Raw genomic sequence first — 22,000 nt, 5'->3', positions numbered from 1 at the left:
GGGCGGAAGGCCCCACGTCACACCCCTGGATGGCTTGAGTCGCCATGCCGACATCTGGGCATGGATGAGGGTCGCTCGTCGGGATAGTTGCGAGGGTGGCGGGCCTGACCCTTGAGAGCGACGATCCGTACCTCTGGCTGGAAGATCTTGGTGGGGCGGACGCGGTCCGGTGGGTGCGGGACCGCAACGCGGAGACCGTCGCCGCGTTGACCGGCGGCGAGGCGTTCGCCGCGCTGCGGGCCGAATTACGGCAGGTGCTCGACGCCGAGGACCGCATTCCCTATCCCGGGTGGCGTGGGGACGGCTTCTACTACGGCTTCTGGACCGACGCGGCGCACCCGCGCGGGGTGTGGCGGCGGACCACGCTCGACGAGTACCGCCGGCCCGAGCCGGAGTGGGATGTGCTGCTCGACGTCGACGCGTTGGCCGCCGAGGAGGGCGAGAACTGGGTCTGGAGCGGGGTGACGGTTCTGCGGCCCGACTACCGGCGCTGTCTGGTCAGCCTGTCCCGCGGCGGCGCGGACGCGGTCGTGGTGCGCGAGTTCGACCTGGCCCGCCGTGCCTTCGTCGAGGACGGCTTCACGCTGCCCGAGGCCAAGAGCGACGTCTGCTGGATCGACGCGGATCACGTCTACGTCGGCACCGACTTCGGGCCCGGTTCGCTGACCGCCTCCGGCCATCCGCGCACCGTCCGACGGTGGCGGCGGGGCACGCCGCTGAGCGAGGCCGATGTCGTCTACGAGGGTTCCGCGGACGACGTCGCCGTGTACGCCTCGCACGACCCGACGCCCGGGTTCGAGCGCGACTTCGTGGGCCGCAGCCTGGACTTCTACCGCACGGAGAACTACCTGCTGACGGCGGCCGGCGAGCGGATCCGGATCCCCGTGCCGGAGGACGCCCAGTGGGACGTACGCCGGGAGTGGCTGCTGATCCGGCTGCGCTCGCCGTGGGCGGTCGGCGGGACGACCCATTCCGCGGGCGCCCTGCTGGTGACCCGGTTCGACGCGTTCCTCGCCGGGGAGCGCGAGCTGGCGGTGCTCTTCCGACCGGACGACCGCACGGCGCTGAGCGACCACTCCTGGACGCGCAACCACCTGATCCTGGCCACCCTCACCGACGTGCGGAGCCGGCTGGAGGTGCTGACGCCGGACGGGACGGGGTGGCGGCGGGAGCCGCTCGCGGGGGTGCCGGAGTTCGACCACAGCGGGATCGTGCGGACCGACCCGGACCACAGCGACGCCTACCTGCTCGCCTCCGAGGGGTTCCTCCGGCCGGCGACGCTTCGGCTCGGCCACGTCGGCGGCCCGGTCGAGACCCTCAAGCGGGAGCCGGCGTTCTTCGACGCGGAGGGCCTGACGGTGCGCCAGTTCTTCGCCACCTCGGCCGACGGCACGCGGGTGCCGTACTTCGTGGTGGGGGATCCGCAGGCACCCGCCGGGCCGACGCTGCTCACCGGGTACGGCGGGTATGAGATCTCCCAGACCCCGCACTACAGCGGAATCATCGGCCGGGGATGGCTGGCCCGGGGCGGCACCTACGTGGTGGCGAACATCCGGGGCGGCGGGGAGTACGGCCCGCGGTGGCACCGCGCCGCGCTGCGGGAGAACCGACTCCGGGCGTACGAGGACTTCGCGGCGGTGGCGGCCGAGCTGGTGACACGCGGGATCACCACGCCGGCGCAGCTCGGCATCGAGGGCGGCAGCAACGGCGGGCTGCTCATGGGGGTCATGCTGACCCGCTGTCCGTCGCTCTTCGGCGCGGTCGCCGCGAGCGTGCCGGTGCTGGACATGCGGCGCTACCACCGGCTGCTGGCCGGCGCCTCGTGGATGGCCGAGTACGGCGACCCGGACGAGCCGGCCGACTGGGCCTACCTGCGGGAATACTCGCCGTACCACAACGTCAGTGGCGGGTCGGCGTACCCGCCGGTCCTGCTGATCACCTCGACCCGCGACGACCGGGTGCATCCCGGGCACGCCCGCAAGATGGCCGCCCGGCTGCGCGAGCACGGCCACGACGTGTCCTACTACGAGAACGTCGAAGGCGGGCACGGCGCGGCGTCGAACAGCGAGCAGCGCGCCTTCATCTGGGCGCTGACGTGTGAGTTCCTGTGGCGGAAGCTGGCCGGACAGCCGCGCCAGCCTCTGCCGCGCCAGCTTCCGCCGGTCGACGTGCCGACGGTGGGTCCGGCCGGAGAATCCGGCGCCGACAGCTCACAGACGCGGGGGAGCAGCGTCCCCGCTGATCAGGGGCTCGAAGGATAGGGAAACGACCGATTACGCGGCGCGCGCCAGCGCCTAGCGTCGCGGCATGACGCTTCGACTGTTCCCGGCTGCGCCGGGTCGCGGCGCCACCAGGGCCCGCGTCGCGCTCGCGATCACCTGCTGCGTGGCGCTCGTCGGCTGCTCGTCCACCCCGGGCGGCACCTCGACTGCCGGGGAGTCGCCCGAGTTGACGGCCCGCTACGGCCAGTCCCCGGCGAAGGATCCGTCCGGGTTCACGTACCAGCCGGACGTGGTCGTGGTCGACGGCGGCGCGGCGGCCGTCCGGTCGGTGAGCGGCGACGGGTTGGTCTGGACGATCGACGGCGGCGTGCGCGGCCTGGGCGACCTCGACGTGGGTGAGGTCATGTTCCTGACCTCGCGGGCGGTCGGCCGGGTCGCGGCGAAGGAGCGGGTCGGCGGCGACGTCGCGGTCACGCTCGTGCCGGTGCAGCCGCAGGAGGTCATCCGCGACGGCCGGATCAAGGTCGACGCCGCGATCGACGTCGCGGACATCGGCACCGACAGCATCGGCATCCAGGAGATCCCGGACCTGCCCGGCACCGTCGCGACCCCGGATCGGGCCGACACCGACCTGCGACCGGTCAGCATGCCCGACCGGGGCGCGCGGCAGTCGACGACCGTGTTCGCCACGGCCGGCGGCGCGGGCGTCGTCCGCGAGCCGGGCCTCCGCGCGGGAGCCGCGGCGCACCGGTTCGCCGCCGTGACGGTGCCACAACAGCCGGTCGGGAAGATCGCCGGGTCGGACCAGAAGCTGCCGTCGCCGGCCAAGGAGAAGCTGGACGTCGCCCTCAACGACTGGGGTGTGACGACGGCGCTCGACGCCAAGGGGCTGACCGTCTCGGTGTACCGCAAGGAAGGCAGTCACCTGAAGTTCGGCGCCGACATCACCCTCGGCTTCAAGACGCTGCGGCTGGCCACGGACGTCGCCCTGACCGGCGGGACCATGGTCACCAACCCGGTCGTCGCCCTGCACGGCCTCGAGTCGCTGGAGGTCAAGCTCCAGGCCGGGCTCGGCGGCGGCACCGACAGCAACTCCAAGGTGAAACTCGAGGTACCGGCCGAGATCTTCAACAAACCGATCATGGTCAACGGCCTCCCGATGGTGCTGGTCGGCAAGGTGAAGCTGGTCGTCGAGACGGCGCTGACCGGGAAGAACTCGACGCTCACCGCGTCCGGCAAGTGGGGGCTGGTGGGAGCGCTCGGCATGCAGTCGGGCACGCCGCTGGTGCCCACGTTCAGCGTCATCACGAGCATGATGGACTCGATCAGCGGCATCACGCTCGGCCCGAGCGGGCTCGTGATCGCGCCGGAGTTCAAGTTCTCGCTGGGCTTCGGGGTGCCCGGGGCGTCCGCCGGCCCGTACGCGAAGTTCCGGTTCGCGGCGGGGGTGACCAACGGCTCGGCGTTCGGCGCTCCGCTGGCCCGGTGCACCCGGGTCGACCTGGTCATCAAGGGCGGCTTCGGCATGGGCATCAACATCGACGGCGAGTTGGGGAAGCTCATCGGTGATCGCCTTCCCGGCCGGCCCAAGTTCAAGGCCGACCTGGAGAGCGAGTTCCTGTGGGACATCGTGAAACGCTCGCAGACCATCCCCGACGTGCCGCTCTGCACCGGGGGCGGTTGACGCCGAGTAGGGTGGCTGCTCCGCGTCAGTCGGCGGTGCCGGCCGGAACCACCCAGGTCGTGGGCTGGCCGGTAATCGCGGTGATCAGGTCAAGGTCGCCGTCGTAGTGCAGGACGGTGGCTCCGTGTCGCTCGGCAGCCACTCAGCAGTCACCGCGCACGCTGTGCGTCCTTGGCGGTGCGGGCGCCGCCTTGATATCGAGGCCCGCAGGCCCGCCGATAGCGACCGTTTCCGACCACGCCGTACGTCCCACACGCGCGGGGCATGATCAGGTGTCGGCGGGCGTGACGAGGCCGGTCTCGTAGGCCAGGACGACCGCCTGCGCACGGTCGCGAAGGGCGAGTTTGGCGAAGATCCGCGCCACGTGGGTCTTCACCGTCGCCTCGCTCAGGGTCAGCGCCTGGGCCAGTTCGGTGTTGGAGAGACCGCGGCCGAGGAGAGTCAGCACTTCCAGCTCGCGCGGCGTCAGCGCGGCGAGATCCCGGTGGATGGCGGGGGTGGGTCCGTCGCCGGCCGATCGGTCCGCGCCGGCGAAGCGCTGGACGAGCCGCCGGGTTATCGAGGGCGCGAGGAGGGCGTCGCCGGTGTCGACGAGGCGTACGGCGGCGGCGAGGTGGTCGGCGGTGACGTCCTTCAGGAGGAAGCCGCTGGCGCCAAGTGCCAGGGCGGCGTAGACGTAGCGGTCGAGGTCGAAGGTGGTGAGCATGAGCACCCGGCAGCGGGGGCCGTACTCCAGGATGCGTCGGGTTGCCTCGAGCCCGTCCATCGTCGGCATGCGGATGTCCATGAGCACGACGTCGGGGCGCAGCCGCCGCTCGGCCGCCACCGCCTCGACGCCGTCAGCGGCCTCGCCGACCACGTCGATGCCGCGGGCGGTGAGGATCAGCCGGAAGCCGGTGCGGATCAGCTCCTGGTCGTCGGCGATGAGCACACGCGGCGAGGGCAAGGGCGCCGGCCCGGGCGGCCTGGCAGGGGCGGGCTGGGCCTTCACGGGTGCTCCACCGGGATGCGGGCGCGGACCCGGTATCCGCCGCCGAGCCGCCGGCGGGCGTCGAGATCGCCACCGTAGACCGCGACGCGCTGTCGCAGCCCCAGCAATCCTCGCCCGGCGCCGTCTCCGGCGCGCGGGGCAGGCTGGTCGCCCGTCAGCACGCTGGGGCCCGTGGTGAGCACCTCCACCCGCAGTGAGTGCTCGGCGTAGCGGATCGTCACCTCCGCCTTGCCTCCGGCGCCGTGCTTCAGCGCGTTCGTCAGTGCCTCTTGGACGATGCGGTATGCGGTGACGTCGATCCCGGACGGCAGTGGCCGGGGCTCACCGGAGATGCGCACCTCTGCCGGCAGGCCGGCGAACGCGATTCGGTCGATCAATGGGCTGAGCCTGCTCAGGCTGGGCTGCGGTGCCAGATCGGCTCCGTCCGTGCCATCGGCGCCGTCCGCCGGGGGTGCCAGCAGACCGAGCAGATGCCGCAGCTCGGTCATCGTGGTCCTTCCGGCGCCTTCCACTGCCGACAGCGCCGCTGCGGCCTCCTCGGGCATGGTCGCGAGCACCTCGCGTGCGGCGGCGGCCTGCACGATCATGAGGCTCACGTTGTGGCTGACGATGTCGTGCAGCTCCCGGGCGATGCGGGCACGTTCGGCGTCGACCGCGGTCCGGGCCGCGCTCTCCCGCTCCCGTTCAAGGAGCCAGCCCCGCTCCTCCAGCGCCCGACGGTGCTCGCGCCGGGCCCGGCCAAGTGCGATACCGAGCCATACCGCGGTCGCGCAGGCTGCGACGAGCGCGCCGACCAGCCACACCGCCCCCAATCCCACCCAAGAATCTTCGCAAACGCGGATCGGCGCCACATCATCCCCGGTGTCCAGCCGGGTACATCCCTGGGATGACAGCCCCGACGGTTTACATCCCGGGACCGACGGCCGGGCGCTACCCGCGGCCATAGCGTGCTGCCATGACCACTGACACCTGCGTCGTGCGGCTGGACAAAGTCCGCAAAGAGTACGGCGACACGACCGCCCTCGACGGCGTGTCGCTCGAGATCCGCACCGGTGAGGCGGTGGCGGTGATGGGCCCGTCGGGCTGCGGCAAGTCCACCATGCTGAACATGATCGCCGGGTTGGACCGGCCGACATCCGGGTCGGTGCGCGTTCATGACGAGGAGCTGGGCCGGCTGAACGAAACGAAGCTGGCGCTGTTCCGGCGGCACCGGATCGGCATGATCTTCCAGTTCTTCAACCTGCTCGACGACCTGTCGACGATCGACAACGTGGCGCTCGCCGCCCAGCTGACCGGTACCAAGGCGGGCCCGGCACGCAAGCGGGCCATGGAACTGCTCGACGAACTCGGCATCGCCGACCGGCGTAACGCGTATCCGGCGGCTCTCAGTGGCGGCGAGCGCCAGCGCGTCGCGGTGGCCCGGGCCCTGATGAACCGCCCGGCACTGCTGCTCGCTGACGAGCCGACCGGTGCCCTGGACAGCCGCTCCGGCGAGCAGGTGATGGACCTGCTGCTGGACCTCAACCAAATCGGACAGACCCTGCTCATCGTTACCCACGACGAGCGGCTCGCGACGCGGTGTGCCAGCCGTGTGGTCGAACTGGCCGACGGGCGGATCACCCGCGAACGCAGTCTGGAACGCGCATGAGTGCCGTGTGGCGGGCCTCGCGGGCCGCAGTCCGGCGACGCCGGGTGCAGACGTTCGTCATCGGCCTGGTCGTCCTGCTCTCCACCACGACGATCGTCGTGGCGCTGGCGCTGCTCGAGGCGTCCTCGGCGCCGTTCGACCGCGCCTTCGCCAGGCAGCAGGGGCCACACGCGATCGCCGTGTACGACCTCGCCAAGGTCAACGACGCGCAGCTCACCGGCCAGCGAACCGGCGTGGCGGCCGCGGCGGGACCGTTCGGGCAGGTAACGCTCGACCTTACCGAGGGCGGCGGGCCGGGCCCACGGGGTCCGCTGACCGTCGTGGGGCGCGCCGACCCGGGCGGCTCGGTGGACCGTCTCAACCTCTGGCAGGGGCGCTGGCCCACAGCCCCCGGCGAGATCGTCCTCAACCAGCCCGATCCCGGCGCCGACCCAAGGGGATTCCCGCCGGACAGCGGAGAAATGACCCTCGGCGGCAAGCGGTACACCGTCGTCGGCCGGGCTCACAGTCTCAGCCAGACCGCTGACGCCTGGGTGTCACCGGAACAGATGACCGCGCTGCACCCCACGTCGGCCCAGATGCTCTACCGGTTCACCGGTGACGTGTCGACGAAGCCCGCTGTCCACGCCGACCTGGCCGCCGTCACGGCCAGCCTGCCGGCGGGCGCGCTGATCGCCGCGCAGCCGTATCTCGTCGTCAAGGAGAAGGTCGCCTCGGACATCGGCGTGTACGTGCCGTTCCTCGCCACGTTCGGCATGCTCGGACTGATCGTCGCGGTCGTCATCGTGGGCAACGTGGTCAGCGGCGCGGTCGTTTCCAGCTTCCGGCACATCGGGATCCTCAAGGCGCTCGGATTCACACCACGCCAGGTTGTCGCCGTCTACCTCGTCATGGTGTCGGTACCCTCCCTCATCGGCTGTGTCCTTGGCACCGTCGTCGGCGCCCTCGCCGCCCAGCCGCTGCTGAGCGACGGGTTCCAGGGCCTCGGACTCGACGTCGGCATCAACGTCGGCGTCTGGATCTGGGCCGCCGGGCTGGGCGGCGTGCCGGCACTCGTCGCCCTGGCGGCGTTCGTGCCCGCCGTCCGGGCACACCGGCTGTCAGCCGCCGAGGCGATCAGCGCCGGCAGCTCCCCACGGACCGGGCATGGGACGCGGATCCAGCGCTGGCTCGCCGGTGTCCGGCTGTCGCGTCCGGTCACCCTCGGGCTGGGCCTGCCGTTCGCGCGACCGGGCCGGACCGCCTTCACCGTCGTGGCCGTCCTGCTCGGCGTGACCACCGTGACGTTCGCGACCGGGTTGGCCGACACGTTGACCCGGATCTCCACGATCGAAGACCGGGCCTCGGGACAGATCGGGGTCCGGCCGTCAGACGGCCGGACGCGGATCGCCCCCGAAGGTCAGCTGCCGCCCACGGGGCCGCAGGCCACCACCACTCGGACCGACGCCCAGGTCGAGCAGCTGCTGCGCGGGCTGCCGGACGTCGCCCGGGTCACCCCCGTCTTCAGACTGCCGGTCCCCGCCCTCGGGCAGACCCAGCCGCTGACCGTCAACTTCGTCCGCGGTGACTACTCGTCGATGGGGTACCAGGACGAGCTCACCGCCGGACGCTGGATGACGCGGGTGCACGAGACAGTCGTGCCATCGGAACTCATGCGTGAGCGCGGACTGAACGTCGGAGACAAGCTCACCCTGGAACTCGGCGGACGGCGGACGGTGCTGACCGTGATCGGCGAGACGATGGACGGCGCGCCCGGACCGCCCGGCATGTTCGTGGACTGGCGCGTCCTCACCGAACTCGCACCGGACCGCGCCGTCAAACCACACGAGGTGTACTACCAGGTCCAGCTCAAGACCGGTGGCAACGTCGCGGCGTACGTCGCCGCGGTCAAAGCGGCCGACCCGGGGATCGACGCGTGGGACACCTCCCAGCTCAGCGACTTCGCGGTGACCGTGATCGGCTTCTCGTCGGTGCTCTCGCTACTGCTGTCCACCGTCGCGGCCCTCGGCGTCTTCAACACGGTCGTGCTCAACGTCCGAGAACGCCGCCGCGACCTCGGCATGCTCAAGTCGATCGGGATGACGCCACGCCAGGTCGTCACGATGGTGCTGACGTCGATGGCCGTCGTCGGCGCGGCCGGCGGTGTGCTCGGCATCCCCCTGGGGATCGTCGCGCACAGGTACATCGTGCCGACCGCCGCCGACGCGGCCCGGATCGCCATCCCACACTCGGTGCTGGAGGTGTGGCAGGCGCCGACGCTCGCGCTCATGGCCCTCGCTGGCGTCGTGATCGCGCTCCTCGGTGCACTGGTCCCGGCCCGCGGCGCGGCCCGGCTCACGATCGCCGAGGTGCTCCACACCGAGTGAGCTGTCGGCTCGGGCCTCTGGACGCAGGTACGGCAGGCCCCGAGCTGACAGGGTCGGAATCAGGCAGTGGTGAACTTCTGCTACCGGAAGCGCTCGTCCGGACGGTTGCGTTCGGTGCGGGCGGCGTCGATGCCGTCAGGCCGTCGGGGGTGGGGTGGGCAGCTCGTCGACCACCACCACCTCGGTGCCGGGGCGCACCTCGGCCAGCAGTTTCCGCTGTCCGCTCTTGGTCAGCCGGATGCAGCCGTTGGTGGTCTTCTTGCCCAGCTCGCCGTCGTGGTACCAGCTGTGTATGCCGATGTGCGCCCCGCGCAGGCTGGCCGGCACCGACTCCGGGTCGTCGGGCACCGCGCCGAGGGCGAAGATGTCCACGCCCCCGTACACGTCCTGCGGCGGCGGGGTGCGGCCGAGGACGAAGGTCCGGCCCAGCGGGGTCTCCTGGCCGCGCTGGCCGAGGCTGATCTCCCAGGACTGGACGGCCTGGCCGGCGCGGTACCAGGTCAGCCGGTGCGGCCTGCGCTCGATCACGAGTTGGTCGCGCAGCGGCACGGTGGTGAAGCCGCCGGGCGGCAGCCAGGCGAGGGTGCGGTTGGCCGAGGGGAGCAGCACGGCCGTCCAGCCGGCGCGCCGCTGGGCGATCGGCATGGTCAGCTCGACGCCGTTGATGGTGGGGGCGAGGAAGGCCAGCGGCCGCCCGCCGGGGGCGGTGTAGGCGGCGATCTCGCGGGTCGGGTGCAGGCCCTCGGTCAGCGGCGTGGTGTCCAGGGTGTCCGGGTCGGCCGGGAATCCGGTGGGCGCCGGGTCGTAGTCGACCACCGGCAGGTCGTCGGGCGCGGGCGCGGCGACGGGCACCCGCTCCGGCGTCGGGGCCGCGCTGCTCGGCGCGGCGACGGTCGGCGTGGGCGGCGCGACGACCGGAGGTGCGGAGGGCGTGCGGTCGGGGGTCAGTGCCCAGCCCGTGGCCCCGACGGCCGCCAGCAGCAGGGGTACGCCCACGGCGACGGCCAGCAGGCCCGCCCGTCGCCGGATCATTCGGTCAAAACGCACAAAGTCACTGTAACGGGTGGGGGGCGACGAAGCCCCCGCCCTGGCCGGAAAGTCGACCGGGGGCGGGGGCCGTCGGTGGGGTGGCGGGTCAGCTGAGCCGGGCGCCGACGTGGATGGCGACGGCGTCGTGGGCGGGTATGTTCGCGGCGAACCAGCCGTTGCCGTCCACAGTGATCACCGGCCCGCTGCACGTGCCGTTGGCGAAGGTGCCGTGGATGACGTCGCAGTAGCGGCCGGCCGGCAGCCCGGCGTGGTAGGACCGGCCGGTGATCGCGTGGTCCTCGTCGTTGACCGTCAGATAGCCCTTGCCGGCGCGGCTGAAGGCGATGTGGTTGTTGCCGTTGTCGTACCAGTTGGCGACGCCGGCGCCCTCGGTGGCGTTGCGGAAGCCGACCATGTTGGCGATCACCGGCCAGCGGTGCTCGCACTCCCAGCCGGAGTAGCAGGTGGTGTCCAGGGTCCGGCCCGAGCCGTCCGAGGGCGGGCCCTGGTCGCGCTGGCTGAACGTGTAGCTCGACATGACCGTCGGGGAGCCGTACGGCCAGCCGAGCATGAACGCGTTGGCCAGCGCGTAGATGCCCCGGTCGCGGTAGGTCAGCACGCCGCCCACGTCGCGCTGGGTGTCGTGGTTGTCCACGAAGACCGCCGCCGAGCCGCTGGGCAGGTGCCCCCAGCCCTCGCCGAAGTTGCGCAGGTAGGCGAGCTTCTCGGAGCGGAAGACCCGGGCCAGGTCCTTGCCGTAGCGGAACTCGTGCACGTCGCCGTTGCCGGTGTACTCACCCGGCTGGATCGGCTCGCCGGCCCCGTGGATGACCTCCTGCACCAGGTACGCCGGGCGGGACAGCTTGCCCTTGATGGCGGCGATGTCGGCGGCCGGCATGTGCTTGCTGGCGTCCATCCGGAAGCCGTCGACGCCGAGCGAGAGCAGGTCGTTGAGGTAGCCGGCGATCCGCGTCCGGACGTAGTCCGACTCGGTCTTCAGGTCGGCGAGGTTGACCAGCTCGCAGTTCTGCACCTCCCAGCGGTCGTTGTAGTTGGCGATGTCGTCGCCGCCGTTGCGACCGCAGTGGTGGAAGTCCTGGGTCTGGTAGATCCCGGGGTAGTCGTAGTGGCCGTACGACGAGCCGGCCCAGCCGGTGCCGCCGTTGTCCTGCCCGGACATGTGGTTGACCACCACGTCCACGATCACCTTCACCCCGGCGGCGTGGCAGGCGTCGACCATCGACTTGAACTGGGCGCGGGTGCCCTTGCGGGACTCGATCCGGTAGCTGACCGGCTGGTAGGCCAGCCACCACTGCGAGCCCCGGACGTGTTCCTGGGGCGGGGAGACCTGGACCCAGCCGTAGCCCCTGGGGCCGAGGGTGGTCCCGCACTCGGTCGCCACCGAGGCCCAGTTCCACTCGAAGAGGTTGGCGATGACCTTCTTGCTGCCGGCCGGGGCCGCAGCCGCCGGGGGCGCCGTCGCGGCGGTGGGGACGATCAGGCCCGCGATCACGCCGAGGGCGACGATCGCCGACAGACGTCGACGTCTCTGCATCGGAGGACTCCTGACGGGGTGCGGGGGCGGGGCGGCGGCGGGCCGGGGGAGGGCCCGATGCTGCCGGAAAGTTGCAGCCCGGTCTGAAAGTTTCCGAAAGATTACAAGCGCGTTGCAGTGACTGTCAACGTATGCACATGCGTCACTGTGTTGTCGTGAAGTGAAGGGCAGCCGCGTCGTCCGTGCGGGCGGCACCGCGGCTCGCCACGGCCGAGTCGCCCCCGCCCGCGGCAGACGCGAGGCGGGGGCGAGGGCCGAAGGTCAGCGGGTCGGGGTGAGGCGGTCGGTGCCCAACCGGTCGCGGAGCACCTCCGGCACCAGCACCGAGCCGTCGGGCTGCTGGAACTGCTCCAGGATGGCCGGGAACAGGCGGCTGGTGGCCAGCGCCGACCCGTTGAGGGTGTGCACGAAGCGGGTCTGCTTGCCGCCCGGCTCCCGGTAGCGGATGGCCGCCCGGCGGGCCTGGTAGTCGCCGCCCCAGGAGACCGACGAGACCTCCTTGTACTTGCCCGTGCTCGGCATCCACACCTCGATGTCGAGGGTCTTCCGCATCGCGGCGCTGGCGTCGCCGGCCGACAGCAGGGTGCGCTGGTAGTGCAGGCCCAGCGCCTCGACCAGGCTCTCCGCGTGGCCGACCATCGCCTCCAGCGCGGCGTCGGCCTGCTCGGGCAGGGTGAACTGGAAGATCTCCACCTTGTTGAACTGGTGGCCCCGCACCGTGCCGCGCTCGTCCGAGTGTGAGCCGGCCGCCTCGCGCCGGTAGCACGGGGTGTAGGCGAACACCCTCAGCGGCAGCTTCGCGGTGTCCAGGATCTCGTCCTGGAACGCCCCGAGGATCGCGGTCTCCGCCGTGGGCAGCAGGAACTGCCCGCGCGGCGCGGACTGCCGGTCCAGGTGGTAGACGTCGTCGTAGAACTTGGGGAACTGGCCGGCGGCGAAGCCGGCGGTGTCCAGCAGCAGGTGCGGCGGGAGCAGGAACTCGTAGCCGGCCTCGATGTTCCGCTCGATCAACCAGTTGACCAGCGCCCACTCCAGCCGGGCGCCCAGGCCCGTGTACATCCAGAAGCCGGAGCCGCCGAGCTTCACGCCGCGCTCGTGGTCGACCAGACCCAGCGCGCGGCTCAGCTCCACGTGGTCGCGGACCTTCTCGATGGCCGGCGGCGCACCGAAGGTCTTGACGACCCGGTTCGCCTCCTTGCCGCCGCCGACCACGTCGTCGGCCGGGAGGTTGGGCAGCTCGCTCATCCGGTCGCGCAGCCGGGTCTGCACCTCGTCGAGCTGACTCTCCAGCTCGGCGAGCTGCTTGCGCTCGGCCTCCGGGGCGGTCACCTGCGGCTCGGTGCCGGCCCGCTTCGCCTGCGCGTAAGCGCGCGCCTCGGCCTTGCGGCGCTGCCGTTCGGCGTCGATCCCACTGATCAGGGCACGGCGTTCCTGGTCGAGCCGCTGGATCTCGTCCAGGGCGCGGGTGACCTCGGCGGGATCCAGTCGCTTCGCCAGCGCGGTCTCCACCGCCTCGCGATCCTTCCGGATCAACTCCATGTCGAGCATGCTGCTCCGTACGCCTCCGTCCGGACGTCAGGTGGACCCACCGATGCTACCGTCGCGGCCCGGTCGCGCCCCGGGCCGGGCCGGACACCGCCCGCCGCCCCCACGACCGCCCCGCGCGGCGCGACCCGCGAGCCCGACGTGCTCGCCCTCGTGTAAGGAAGGGTCCCTTGCAATCGCCAGGCGATTGCAAGGGACCCTTCCTTACACCTCAGAGCCGGATCGGCATCAGGATGGAGAAGGCGTCGGCGTCGTCGGGACGGCGGACGGCCAGCGGCGCGATCGGGCCGTCCAGCTCCAGCAGCAACTGCCCCGGGCCGGCGGCGTCGAGGGCCTGGAGCAGGTAGTCGCCGTTGACGCCGACCCGGAACGCGTCCTCCTTCCCGGCCAGCTCGTCGGCCCCGAGCAGCCGCACCCCGCCCCGGCCGTCCGGCCCGAGCACGGTCACGGCGAGCGGGGCGCCGTCGTGCCGCCGGCTGACGACGGGGGCGTCGGCGCTGGTCAGGGCCGACCGCAGGGCGGCGGCGTCGACCGTCAGCCGGTGCGCCGGCCCGTCGCCGGGGGCGGCGCGCAGCAGGCGGGCGTAGTCCGGGAAGTCGTACGGCAGGACGGCGGCGTCGACCGTACGGCCGGCGACGGAGACCGAGATCGTGCCGCCGGCCACGGTCAGGTGTGCCTCGAGGTTGCTCCCCGCGCCCGTGTCGAGCAGGGCCCGCGCCTCGTCGACGAAGGCGACGGGGGCGAGCACCCGCGCCGGCGGCCCGTCGACCCGGCCGGCCGCCCGGGCCAGGGCCATCCGGTGCCGGTCGGTCGCCACCAGCCGTACGCCGTCGCCGTCGGCGTCGAACAGCACGCCGGTCAGCACCGGCAGGTCGGGGTCGGTGCCGACCGCGAAGCGGACCGCGTCCACGGCGGCGGCCAGGTCGACACGGGACAGGACGAGGCGGGTGGCCATGGGGCGCTCCTCGGGATCGATCAGCGTACGGATCCGGGAGAGTTCGCGGCGGGCGTCGGCGAGGCCGTCCTCCAGGCGGCGCAGGTGCGCGTCCAGCAGGCGGTGCACCTCGGCGGGCGCGGACCGCAGCGCGGCGGCGATCTCGGCCACCGGCATGCCGACCCGGCGCAGCCCGGCCACCAGCCGGGCGGGCGCCACCTGGTCGCCGGTGTACCAGCGGTAGCCGGTGACCGGGTCGACCCGGGCGGGGGTCAGCACCCCGGCCGAGTCGTAGAACCGCAGGGCGCTCACGGTCAGCCCGCTGGCCCGGGCCAGCTCGCCGATGCTGCGCAGGTCGCTCTCCACGGCGGTGATCCTGTCGTCTCAACCTGGTCGAGGGTCAAGCCACCGACCGCCCGGGCCGCCGGTCGTGTCCGGCCTCGTCGCCGGTCACGTCGGCCGGTCGGTCGGGGCCCACGGGTCAGCGGGGCTCGTCGAGCACCCGGAACGTCATCCCGGCCCGCACCAGCCGGTCCAGCAGCGCGTCGCCCATCGCGGTCACCGGCGTGACCTGGCCCGAGGTGGCCGGCAGGTCGTCGGTGGCCAGGCAGAGCGCGGACTCGGCGAGCATCTTCGCCGTCTCGTCGTACCCGGGGTCGCCGCCGGCCACCTCGGTCAGCACGCGCCGGCCGCCGCCGGTGCCGACGAACCGGACCCGGAACCAGGACTTCGCCCGCTGCCGCGGCGTCGGCCCCTGCCCGGCGGCGAGCCGGCCGAGCAGCCAGCGCCGGGCCGGCGGCAGCTGCACCAGGCCGACCAGGCCACCCAGCCCGACCGCGCCCGCCAGCACCGTGGGTAGCCGCTTCACGGCGGCGAAGTGCCGGTAGCGGAAGTCCGGGCCGTACTCGGGGCGGGCGGCGGCGGAGCGGCGTACCACCTGCGGGTCGATGGTCGGCAGCGGCACCGTCCACATGCCCAGCGCCCTGTCGCGGCCGACCCGCCCGGGCACCGCGCGGGCCCGCCGCCCCGTCGGGCGCGGCTCGACCTGCCGGCGCTCGCGCGCCGCCCGGGACGTCTCGGCCCGCCGGGAGAAGGCGAGCAGCGCCGAGTGGTACGTGCCGGCGGAGAACCGCCCGCCCGCCCGGACGAAGCCGTCGACGGTGATCGGCACGCCGGCCGGCAGGTGCCTGAGCGTGAACCAGACGCCCAGGTCGTGCGGGACCGAGTCGAAGCCGCAGGCGTGCACCAGCCGCGCCCCGGTGCGCACCGCCTCGTCGTGGTGGCGCACGTACATCAGGTCGACGAACTCCGGTTCGCCGGTGATGTCCAGGTAGTCGGTGCCGGCGCGGGCGCAGGCGGCGACGAGCGGCTCCCCGTGGTGGACGTACGGGCCGACGGTGGTGGCCACCACCCGGGCGCTCTCGGCCACCGCCCGCAGCGAGGCGGCATCGGTGACGTCCGCGGTGAGCAGGGGCAGCCCGGCCAGGGACGGGTCGATCGCGGCCAGCCGGTCCCGGACGGCGGCGAGCTTGCCGGGGTTGCGCCCGGCGAGGGCCCAGCGCAACCCGGGTGGGACGTGGCGGGCGAGGTACTCGGCGGTCAGCCCGCCCGTGAAGCCGGTGGCCCCGAACAGGACGACGTCGTACGCCCGCTGCTCACGCATCCGCCGAGTCTGCCACCCACGACGCCGGTCGGTCGACGGCGGAGCGGTCCGCGCGGAGCACCTCGCCGGTCTCGGCGAGCTGCTTGACCTCCCGCAGCGCCTGGCGGATCAGCAGCCCCGGATCGTCGCCGACGAGGTGGGCGGCGAGTCCGGTGGGGGTCGCGCCGGCCAGCGGCCGCGCGGCCAGTTCCGTGCCCCGGCAGCCGGGCGCCGGGCGCAGCTCCACCTGCACCGCGCCGCCGAGCCGGCGCAGGGGCTCCGGCCAGCGTCCGCCGGGCAGCACCTCGCCGGGCGCGCGGTCGACGGTCACCACCTGCCAGCGCGCGGGCCGCGGGTCGGCTCCGGCCGCACGGGGACAGGTCCGTCCCTGCCGGCGTACGGCCAGCGCCCGCAGCGCCGCCCCGGCCGCCGTGGCGAGGGCGAGCCCGGCTCCGGCCATCCCCGCGATGCGTCCCACCGGTCCCTCCGTCCTCGCGCGTCCACCTCGGTGTCCTCCGTCCCACCGGCCCCCCGGGTCGCGCGCCGTCGGGCGCGGCCGGTCGCCCGCGTGCCACCAGGGTCGCCGTGGCCCGGGTGACGCAGGCTCCCCCCGAAGGGGTGAACCGGGCCCGGCCGGGTAACCGCCCGCCGCATGGCCTGGGGAGTGGACGCGTCCGTGGGGGTGGGGCCGGATGTCGGAGCACGTACGGGACACCGGGGTCGTCGCGGTCGCGGGCGGGCCGGCGGGGGCGCCGCTGCTGGCGTCCCGGCTGAGCCCGGCCGCGCCGCCGGAGCCGCTGCTGTTGCGGCCCCGGCTGCTGCGGGCGCTGGACGCGGGGACGGCCGGCCCGGTCACCCTGGTCTGCGCCCCGGCGGGGTGGGGCAAGACGACGCTGCTCGCCTCCTGGTTCCGGGCTGCCGGGGAGGCCGGGTGCCACCCGGGCCGGACGGGGGAGGGGCCGGTGACGGCCGCGGCCGAGGGCGCCCGGGACACGGTGGCGTCCGGCGCGAGCCCCGGCGACTTCGGCGCGGCGGAAGCCCCGGCGGGGCCCGTCCGGCCGTTGCCGGCGTGGGTGTCGGTGGAGGCCGGCGACGACGGGGACCGGCTCTGGTCCTACCTGGCGGCGGCGCTGCGCGCGGCCGCCGATCCCGCCGACGACGCGCCGGGTCCGCCCGTGCCCGACCGCTCGCCCCGCCCCGACCAGCTGGAGGTGCTGGCCGCGGCCCTCGCGGCCCGGGAACGGCCGGTGCTGCTGGTCCTGGACGACCTGCACCGGATCACCGACCCGGCGGCGCTGACCGGGCTGGACTTCCTGCTGCGCCACGCCGAGCAGCGGCTGCGGCTGGTGGTCGGCGCGCGTGGCGGGCTGCCGCTGGCCGTGCACCGGCTGCGGCTGGCCGGGGAGCTGACCGAGATCGGTCCCGAGGAGCTGGCCTTCACCGGCGACGAGGTTGCCGACCTGCTGACCGCGCACGGGGTGACGCTGCCGGCGGCCGGGGTGCGCCGGCTGCGGGAGCGGACCGGCGGCTGGCCGGCGGCGCTGCGGTTCGCGTCGCTGGCGCTGCGCGGGCAGCCCGACCCGGCCCGCTGGGCCGAGCAGTTCGGCGGCGACCAGCCGGATGTCGCCGGTTACCTGCGCGAGGAGGTGCTGGCCGGGCTGGCGCCGGAGGCCCGGGACGTGCTGCGGCGTTCCGCCGTGGCCGACGCGGTCTGCGCCGGGCTCGTCGACGCGCTCACCGGGCGGGCCGACGGCGAGCAGGCGTTGGCGGCCCTGGCCGGCGACGGCGGGCTGCTCCGCAGCGACGACAGCCGCCCGCCCTGGTACCGCTGCCACCCGCTGCTGGCCGACCTGCTGCGGGCCGAGCTGGGCCGGCTGCCCGCCGACGAGCTGCGCGACCTGCACCTGCGGGCGGCCGGCTGGTACGCCGACAACGGGCGGCCCGCCGACGGGCTGCGGCACGCGCTGGCCGGCGGGGACTGGGACCGGGCCACCGAGCTGTTCGTCACCCGCTGGCCGGAGCTGGTCCCGTACGACCGGGACGAGCCCGGGGGACCGGCGCCCGCCCCCCCGCCGCCGGAGGCCGTGCGGCGCGACCCGGAGCTGGCGCTCGCCTGCGCCGCCGAGCGCGCCGGGGCCGGGGACGCGACCGCGGCCACCGGGCACCTGCGCGCCGCCGTGGACGCCGCCCGGTCGCTGCCGGCGCCGCGCCGGGACCGGTTCCGTCGGCTGGTTGCCGCGCTGGAGGTCACCCTGGCCCGGTTGGCCGGCGACCCCGAGGCGGTACGCGCCGCCGCCGCCCGGCTGCTCGCCGGCCGCCCCGCGCCGGACTCGACGGTTCCGTCCTCGCGACCGGCGACCGGCGCTCCCGCGACGGACGCATCCCCGACCGGTGTGCCCACGACCGGCGTGCCGACAACGGGCGGGCTCATCGGCGGCCCGACCGGCGTGTCCGCGACGGGCGGGCCGACCGGTGTGTCCCCGACCGGCCGGGAGCGGCTGGGAACCGCCGCCTGGCCGCTCGCCCCGGGGCCGGCACTGCCGGTCGAGCCGCGCGGCGACGCCGTCGAGGACGCCGACGTGCGTGCCGTCGCCGGCACCGCGCTCGGGCTGGCCGACCTGGCCGACGGCGACCTGGCCGCCGCCGGGTCCGCCTTCGCCCGGGCGCTGGCGGCGGCCCGGGACGCGGGGCGGCCGCGTACCGAGCTGGTGTGCGCCAGCCGGGCGGCGCTCCTGCACGCCGTGCGGGGCGAGCTGCGGACCGCCGAGGCGCTGGCCCGGGACGCCCTGGCCATGCCGCCGTGCCGGGGCTGGTCGTGCCGGGAGGACTGTGCGCACGGGTACCTGGCGCTGGCCCTGGTCGCGCTGCACCGCGACCAACCCGAGGAGGCGGAGGCGCACCTGGCGCTGGCCGCGCCGGCCACGGGCGAGCCGACCGTGGCGGCGACGGCGGCGCTGTGCCGGGCGGGCCTGCTGCGGGACGCCGGCGACCTGCCCGGTGCGCACCGGGCGCTGGCCGAGGCCCGGGAGCGGCTGGCCGACCGGCCGCGGGCCGCCGAGCTGGCGTCCTGGCTGCTGGCCGCCGAGGCGGACCTGCGCGGCATCCGGGGCGACCTGGACACGGCCCGGCACCTGCTCGCCGACCGGGTCCGGGACGGGGCCGACCCGCCGCTGGCGATCGCGCTGGCCCGGGTGGAGCTGCGCGCCGGCGACCCGCGCGCCGCCGGGTATGTGCTGCCCGACTGGGAGGCGCCCGGGGCGGCCGACTGGCCGCTGCCCGTACGCCTGGACGCGGCGGTGCTGGACGCGGTGCTGGCGCGGCGGGCGGGCGACGACCGGCGGGCCGGACGGGTGCTGGAGCGGGCCCTCGACCTGGCGGGCCCGGAGGGATTCCGGCGGGCGTTCACCCGAGCCGAACCCGGGGTCCGGGACCTGCTCGCCGCCCACCTCGACGCGGGCACCGCCCACTGGCCGACCGTCAGCGACCTGGTCCGGGGCGCCGACACGCCGCCCGACCGGACTTCGGCGGACCAGCGCCCGGCGGCGCTGGACGAGCCGCTGACCGAGCGTGAGCTGACCATCCTGCGCTATCTGCAGAGCATCCTGTCCAACGTGGAGATCGCCGCCGAGTTGTCCCTGTCGGTCAACACGGTCAAGACCCACGTGCGCAACATCTACCGCAAGCTCGACGCCACCCGCCGCCGCGAAGCCGTCCGCCGCGCCCGCGACCTCCACCTGATCTGACTGGGAGGCTGGCCTGGTCCGCGTGGGCGGGTGGGTCAGGGGTTGGCGGCGGCGTCGACCGCGGCCAGGAGGTCCGCGAGGTCGTAGCCGGCGTCGTGGCGGACCCCGTTGACGAACAGCGTCGGGCTGGCCTCGACGCCGCTGCGGATGCCGCCGACGAAGTCCCGCCGTACCCGGTCGCCGTGCGCCTGCCGCTCCACCTCCGCGTTGACCTCGTCGGCGGGCAGGCCGAGCTGCGCGACGCCGAGCGACAGGTGCACCGGGTCGAGCTGGTCCTGGTGCTCGTAGAGCCAGTCGTGCATCGCCCAGAACCGTCCCCGCCGCCCGGCCGCCTCGCTGGCCTCGGCGGCGTGCTCGGCGTACGGGTGCATGTTGGTGATCGGGAAGTGCCGGTACGCCAGCCGCACCGTCTCGGCGCGCTGCCGTAGCACCTCCCGCAGGTTCTGGTACGCGGCCCCGCAGAACCGGCACTGGAAGTCGCCGTACTCGACGATCGTCACCGGCGCGTCCACCGGCCCGCGGACGTGGTCGTGCTCGGTCACCGGGGTCCGTAGGCGGGCGGTGACCTGCAGTGGTGTGGTCATCCGGTCGTCACCCGCCGATCCGTGCCGAGGCGCTCCGGCGCGAGCAGCCGGCCGTCGTCCGCCCGCCGGAGGCGTGCGGCGCCGGGCCGGGTGGCCGGCGGGCGGGACCCGGGCGCGGCGCGCCCGGCACGGGTCGACCCCTTCGGATCAGTCATGTCTCCCAGGCTGGCCCGGGGCGGGGTGAGGGCGGCTCACCCCGCCCGGGTGGTTCGGCCCGCGTGCCCGTCGGGCCACGTCGGAGGCCTCGCCGCCGGGGTCGGGGGCCGACCGGGGCACGGCGGCTCAGGCCAGCACGGGGGCGACCGCGATGTGGTTCTGCACCTCCCGGATGCCCGGGGCACACCAGGCGGTGCGTTCCACCTCCGCCCGCTCCGGCATCGAGTGGACCAGCCCGCCGAGCACCACCGTGTCGCCGTGCACCCGGACGGTGATCCGTTCCGCCTCGGTGGCCCGGTTGCGGGCCAGCGCGTCGACGATCCGGGCGGCCAGGGCGTGCCCGTCCGGCCGGATGGCGGGGCGGACGGTGATGCCGTTGCTGACCCCGCGTACGCCGGTCAGCCGGGCCACCGCCCGTTCGGCGGCGCGGCGCTGGTACTCCCAGTCCACCTCGCCGTGCAGCGTCACCCAGCCCTGCGAGACCGTCACGTCGAGCTGCTCCAGCGGGACGAAGGCGTCCCACTCCAGCGCGTGCCCCGCCGCCGCCGCGATGTCCGGGTCGGCGCGTTCGGCGCCGGTGCCGATGCGTACCGCGAGGTCGTTGGCGACCGCCCGGACGCGGGCGACCCGGTGCGCCGCCCGTTCGGCGGCCCACTTCTTGGCGTAGCTGTCGACCCGACCGGTCAGCGTGACCACGCCCTCGGAGACGGTCACGCCGATCTCGTGCGGTCGCACCCGGGGTTCCCAGGTCAGCTCGTCGAGGACGGCGGACTGGATGTCCTGGTCGGTACGGGTGATCGTCTCGATGGCCATCTGTCACTCCTCACGGGATAGCTGCCTGTGCACACGGGCCCGCCGGGACCGATCCTGGCGCGGGCGGGGGTGAGCGGCCCTCACCCGACCCGGGTGGCTGTGCCCTGTCCGGGAGGCAAGGCGCGGGCCCCGGCCGACCCTCAGGGGTCGACCGGGGCCCGCGGGGTGCCCGTAGGTCGGGGTGAGTCAGCCGTCGAGGCCGACGGGGGAGTTGGGACGGTCCACGTCGACGAACTCGATGTCGTCCGCCGCCCGGTCGTCCCGGCTGCCGGCGGCCCGCGCGGCGGTGCCGGCGGCCCAACCGATCGCCGCGCCGACCAGCGCGGCGCCGATCAACAGAGTCCAGGGCAGCGCGGGGCGGCGGCCGGCGAGCGCGTCGAAGGCCAGGGTGGCCCGGCGGCGCGCCTCGTCCGCCGCGGAGCCCACCAGGTCGCCGGCCTCGTCGGCGAGGCCGGAACCGCCGCGGCGGGCCGATCGGGCGGTGTCGCGGACGCTGTCGCCCGCGGAGCTGACCGCCGAGACCAGGTTCTGCCACGCCTGGTCCGCGATCCGCTCGGGCTTGCTGCGACGATCCAGCAGATTGGTACCGAACATGGTGGGTTACCTCCTCGGGCCGAAGCCGGCGGCCACTTCGGACTTCGACGTCTCACCGGCGCGTCATGGCTCGCTCGTTCCGCCTGTGCCCAACCGGACGCCTCCGCAAACCCGCGCGGGCGCGCGGCGAGCCCGGTCACCGGGCTGGGCCCTCGCCGTGCGTCAGCGGAGCGTGACCACCGCGGTCACGCCGCGCGCGAAGTCGTCGTCATCGTCGTCGTCATCGTCACCGCCGCCGAAGCCGCAGGCCAGCACGAGGGCCAGCAACGCGCCGACACCGGCCAGCGCGGCGAGTCTCCTGATCATCGATCGTCCTTTCGTCGTGGCGCCCGTTCTCCGGGCCGATGCTAGGCAGGACGGGCAACCCGCGGGCGGTAGCGGGGCGGGCCACGCCAGGAAGTTCGGGTGCCGGGCGGTGCCGGCGGGAGACGGCTACCCTGGGTCGGCGACGCGTCAGCGGCAGCTGATCGTTGGGTGAACAAGAAGTGAAAAGT

General features: G+C 74.2%; 18 protein-coding genes. 5 read left to right on the top strand and 13 right to left on the bottom strand.

Going from position 1 to position 22,000, the window contains the following annotated elements:
• The first annotated feature begins 95 nt into the window (after positions 1-95).
• Positions 96-2,261: a prolyl oligopeptidase family protein gene (locus tag ACGF5G_RS15820; RefSeq protein WP_393263199.1), complete on the top strand. Its 2,166-nt coding sequence runs from the start codon at positions 96-98 to the stop codon at positions 2,259-2,261.
• Between the two features lie 46 nt (positions 2,262-2,307).
• Positions 2,308-3,906: a hypothetical protein gene (locus ACGF5G_RS15815; protein WP_393263197.1), complete on the top strand. Its 1,599-nt coding sequence runs from the start codon at positions 2,308-2,310 to the stop codon at positions 3,904-3,906.
• A 268-nt stretch (positions 3,907-4,174) separates the two neighbouring features.
• On the opposite strand, the gene ACGF5G_RS15810 is transcribed toward ACGF5G_RS15815, so the two are convergent.
• On the bottom strand, positions 4,175-4,852 hold the full coding sequence (locus ACGF5G_RS15810) for a response regulator (protein WP_393263195.1): 678 nt from the start codon (positions 4,850-4,852) through the stop codon (positions 4,175-4,177).
• 41 nt (positions 4,853-4,893) lie between these two features.
• Entirely contained in the window at positions 4,894-5,709 is an 816-nt protein-coding gene (locus ACGF5G_RS15805; RefSeq protein ID WP_393263329.1) for a sensor histidine kinase, read from the bottom strand.
• Between the two features lie 143 nt (positions 5,710-5,852).
• Between ACGF5G_RS15805 and ACGF5G_RS15800 the strand changes: the two genes are divergently transcribed.
• Both ACGF5G_RS15800 and ACGF5G_RS15795 read left to right on the top strand, forming a co-directional pair.
• Entirely contained in the window at positions 5,853-6,545 is a 693-nt protein-coding gene (locus tag ACGF5G_RS15800; RefSeq protein ID WP_393263193.1) for an ABC transporter ATP-binding protein, read from the top strand.
• Positions 6,542-8,911, top strand: coding sequence for an ABC transporter permease (locus ACGF5G_RS15795; protein WP_393263192.1), 2,370 nt, complete (start codon positions 6,542-6,544; stop codon positions 8,909-8,911). Before ACGF5G_RS15800 ends, ACGF5G_RS15795 begins: the two co-directional genes overlap by 4 nt.
• Positions 8,912-9,046: 135 nt before the next feature.
• On the opposite strand, the gene ACGF5G_RS15790 is transcribed toward ACGF5G_RS15795, so the two are convergent.
• The 6 genes from ACGF5G_RS15790 to ACGF5G_RS15765 form a co-directional block, all read right to left on the bottom strand.
• A complete protein-coding gene (locus ACGF5G_RS15790) occupies positions 9,047-9,958 on the bottom strand; it encodes a L,D-transpeptidase (protein ID WP_393263190.1) in 912 nt (303 codons plus the stop codon).
• 88 nt (positions 9,959-10,046) lie between these two features.
• Complete coding sequence (locus ACGF5G_RS15785; protein ID WP_393263189.1) at positions 10,047-11,495, bottom strand: alpha-amylase family protein; 1,449 nt, start codon at positions 11,493-11,495, stop codon at positions 10,047-10,049.
• A gap of 261 nt (positions 11,496-11,756) precedes the next feature.
• Positions 11,757-13,043: a serine--tRNA ligase gene (gene serS, locus ACGF5G_RS15780; RefSeq protein WP_393263187.1), complete on the bottom strand. Its 1,287-nt coding sequence runs from the start codon at positions 13,041-13,043 to the stop codon at positions 11,757-11,759.
• Between the two features lie 208 nt (positions 13,044-13,251).
• Positions 13,252-14,328: a MerR family transcriptional regulator gene (locus tag ACGF5G_RS15775; protein WP_393263327.1), complete on the bottom strand. Its 1,077-nt coding sequence runs from the start codon at positions 14,326-14,328 to the stop codon at positions 13,252-13,254.
• A gap of 127 nt (positions 14,329-14,455) precedes the next feature.
• Entirely contained in the window at positions 14,456-15,637 is a 1,182-nt protein-coding gene (locus ACGF5G_RS15770) for a saccharopine dehydrogenase family protein (RefSeq protein ID WP_393263185.1), read from the bottom strand.
• A complete protein-coding gene (locus ACGF5G_RS15765; RefSeq protein ID WP_393263325.1) occupies positions 15,630-16,076 on the bottom strand; it encodes a hypothetical protein in 447 nt (148 codons plus the stop codon). The genes ACGF5G_RS15770 and ACGF5G_RS15765 overlap by 8 nt, the downstream gene beginning before the upstream one ends.
• 232 nt (positions 16,077-16,308) lie before the next feature.
• On the opposite strand from ACGF5G_RS15765, the gene ACGF5G_RS15760 reads away from it, so the two are divergent.
• On the top strand, positions 16,309-19,359 hold the full coding sequence (locus tag ACGF5G_RS15760) for a LuxR C-terminal-related transcriptional regulator (protein WP_393263183.1): 3,051 nt from the start codon (positions 16,309-16,311) through the stop codon (positions 19,357-19,359).
• A gap of 35 nt (positions 19,360-19,394) precedes the next feature.
• Here ACGF5G_RS15760 and ACGF5G_RS15755 read toward each other — a convergent pair whose 3' ends face one another.
• From ACGF5G_RS15755 to ACGF5G_RS15735, 5 genes are all read right to left on the bottom strand, one after another.
• The gene (locus tag ACGF5G_RS15755; RefSeq protein WP_393263182.1) at positions 19,395-19,943 is read right to left on the bottom strand and encodes a DsbA family protein; all 549 of its coding nucleotides are present in this window, start codon (positions 19,941-19,943) and stop codon (positions 19,395-19,397) included.
• A complete protein-coding gene (locus ACGF5G_RS15750) occupies positions 19,940-20,098 on the bottom strand; it encodes a hypothetical protein (protein ID WP_393263180.1) in 159 nt (52 codons plus the stop codon). The genes ACGF5G_RS15755 and ACGF5G_RS15750 overlap by 4 nt, the downstream gene beginning before the upstream one ends.
• A gap of 127 nt (positions 20,099-20,225) precedes the next feature.
• Positions 20,226-20,912 carry a BON domain-containing protein gene (locus ACGF5G_RS15745; protein WP_393263178.1) on the bottom strand — a complete coding sequence of 229 codons (687 nt, stop codon included), beginning with the start codon at positions 20,910-20,912 and terminating at the stop codon, positions 20,226-20,228.
• Between the two features lie 186 nt (positions 20,913-21,098).
• Entirely contained in the window at positions 21,099-21,506 is a 408-nt protein-coding gene (locus tag ACGF5G_RS15740) for a hypothetical protein (protein ID WP_350707703.1), read from the bottom strand.
• 162 nt (positions 21,507-21,668) lie between these two features.
• Positions 21,669-21,812: a hypothetical protein gene (locus tag ACGF5G_RS15735; protein WP_350707704.1), complete on the bottom strand. Its 144-nt coding sequence runs from the start codon at positions 21,810-21,812 to the stop codon at positions 21,669-21,671.
• Positions 21,813-22,000 lie beyond the last annotated feature (188 nt).

Source organism: Micromonospora sp. NPDC047730 (genome assembly GCF_043204765.1).
In the GTDB taxonomy this organism is placed as follows: domain Bacteria; phylum Actinomycetota; class Actinomycetes; order Mycobacteriales; family Micromonosporaceae; genus Micromonospora.
The sequence above is the reverse complement of the archived record's forward strand: the minus strand, read 5'-3'. Positions and strand labels throughout refer to the sequence as shown.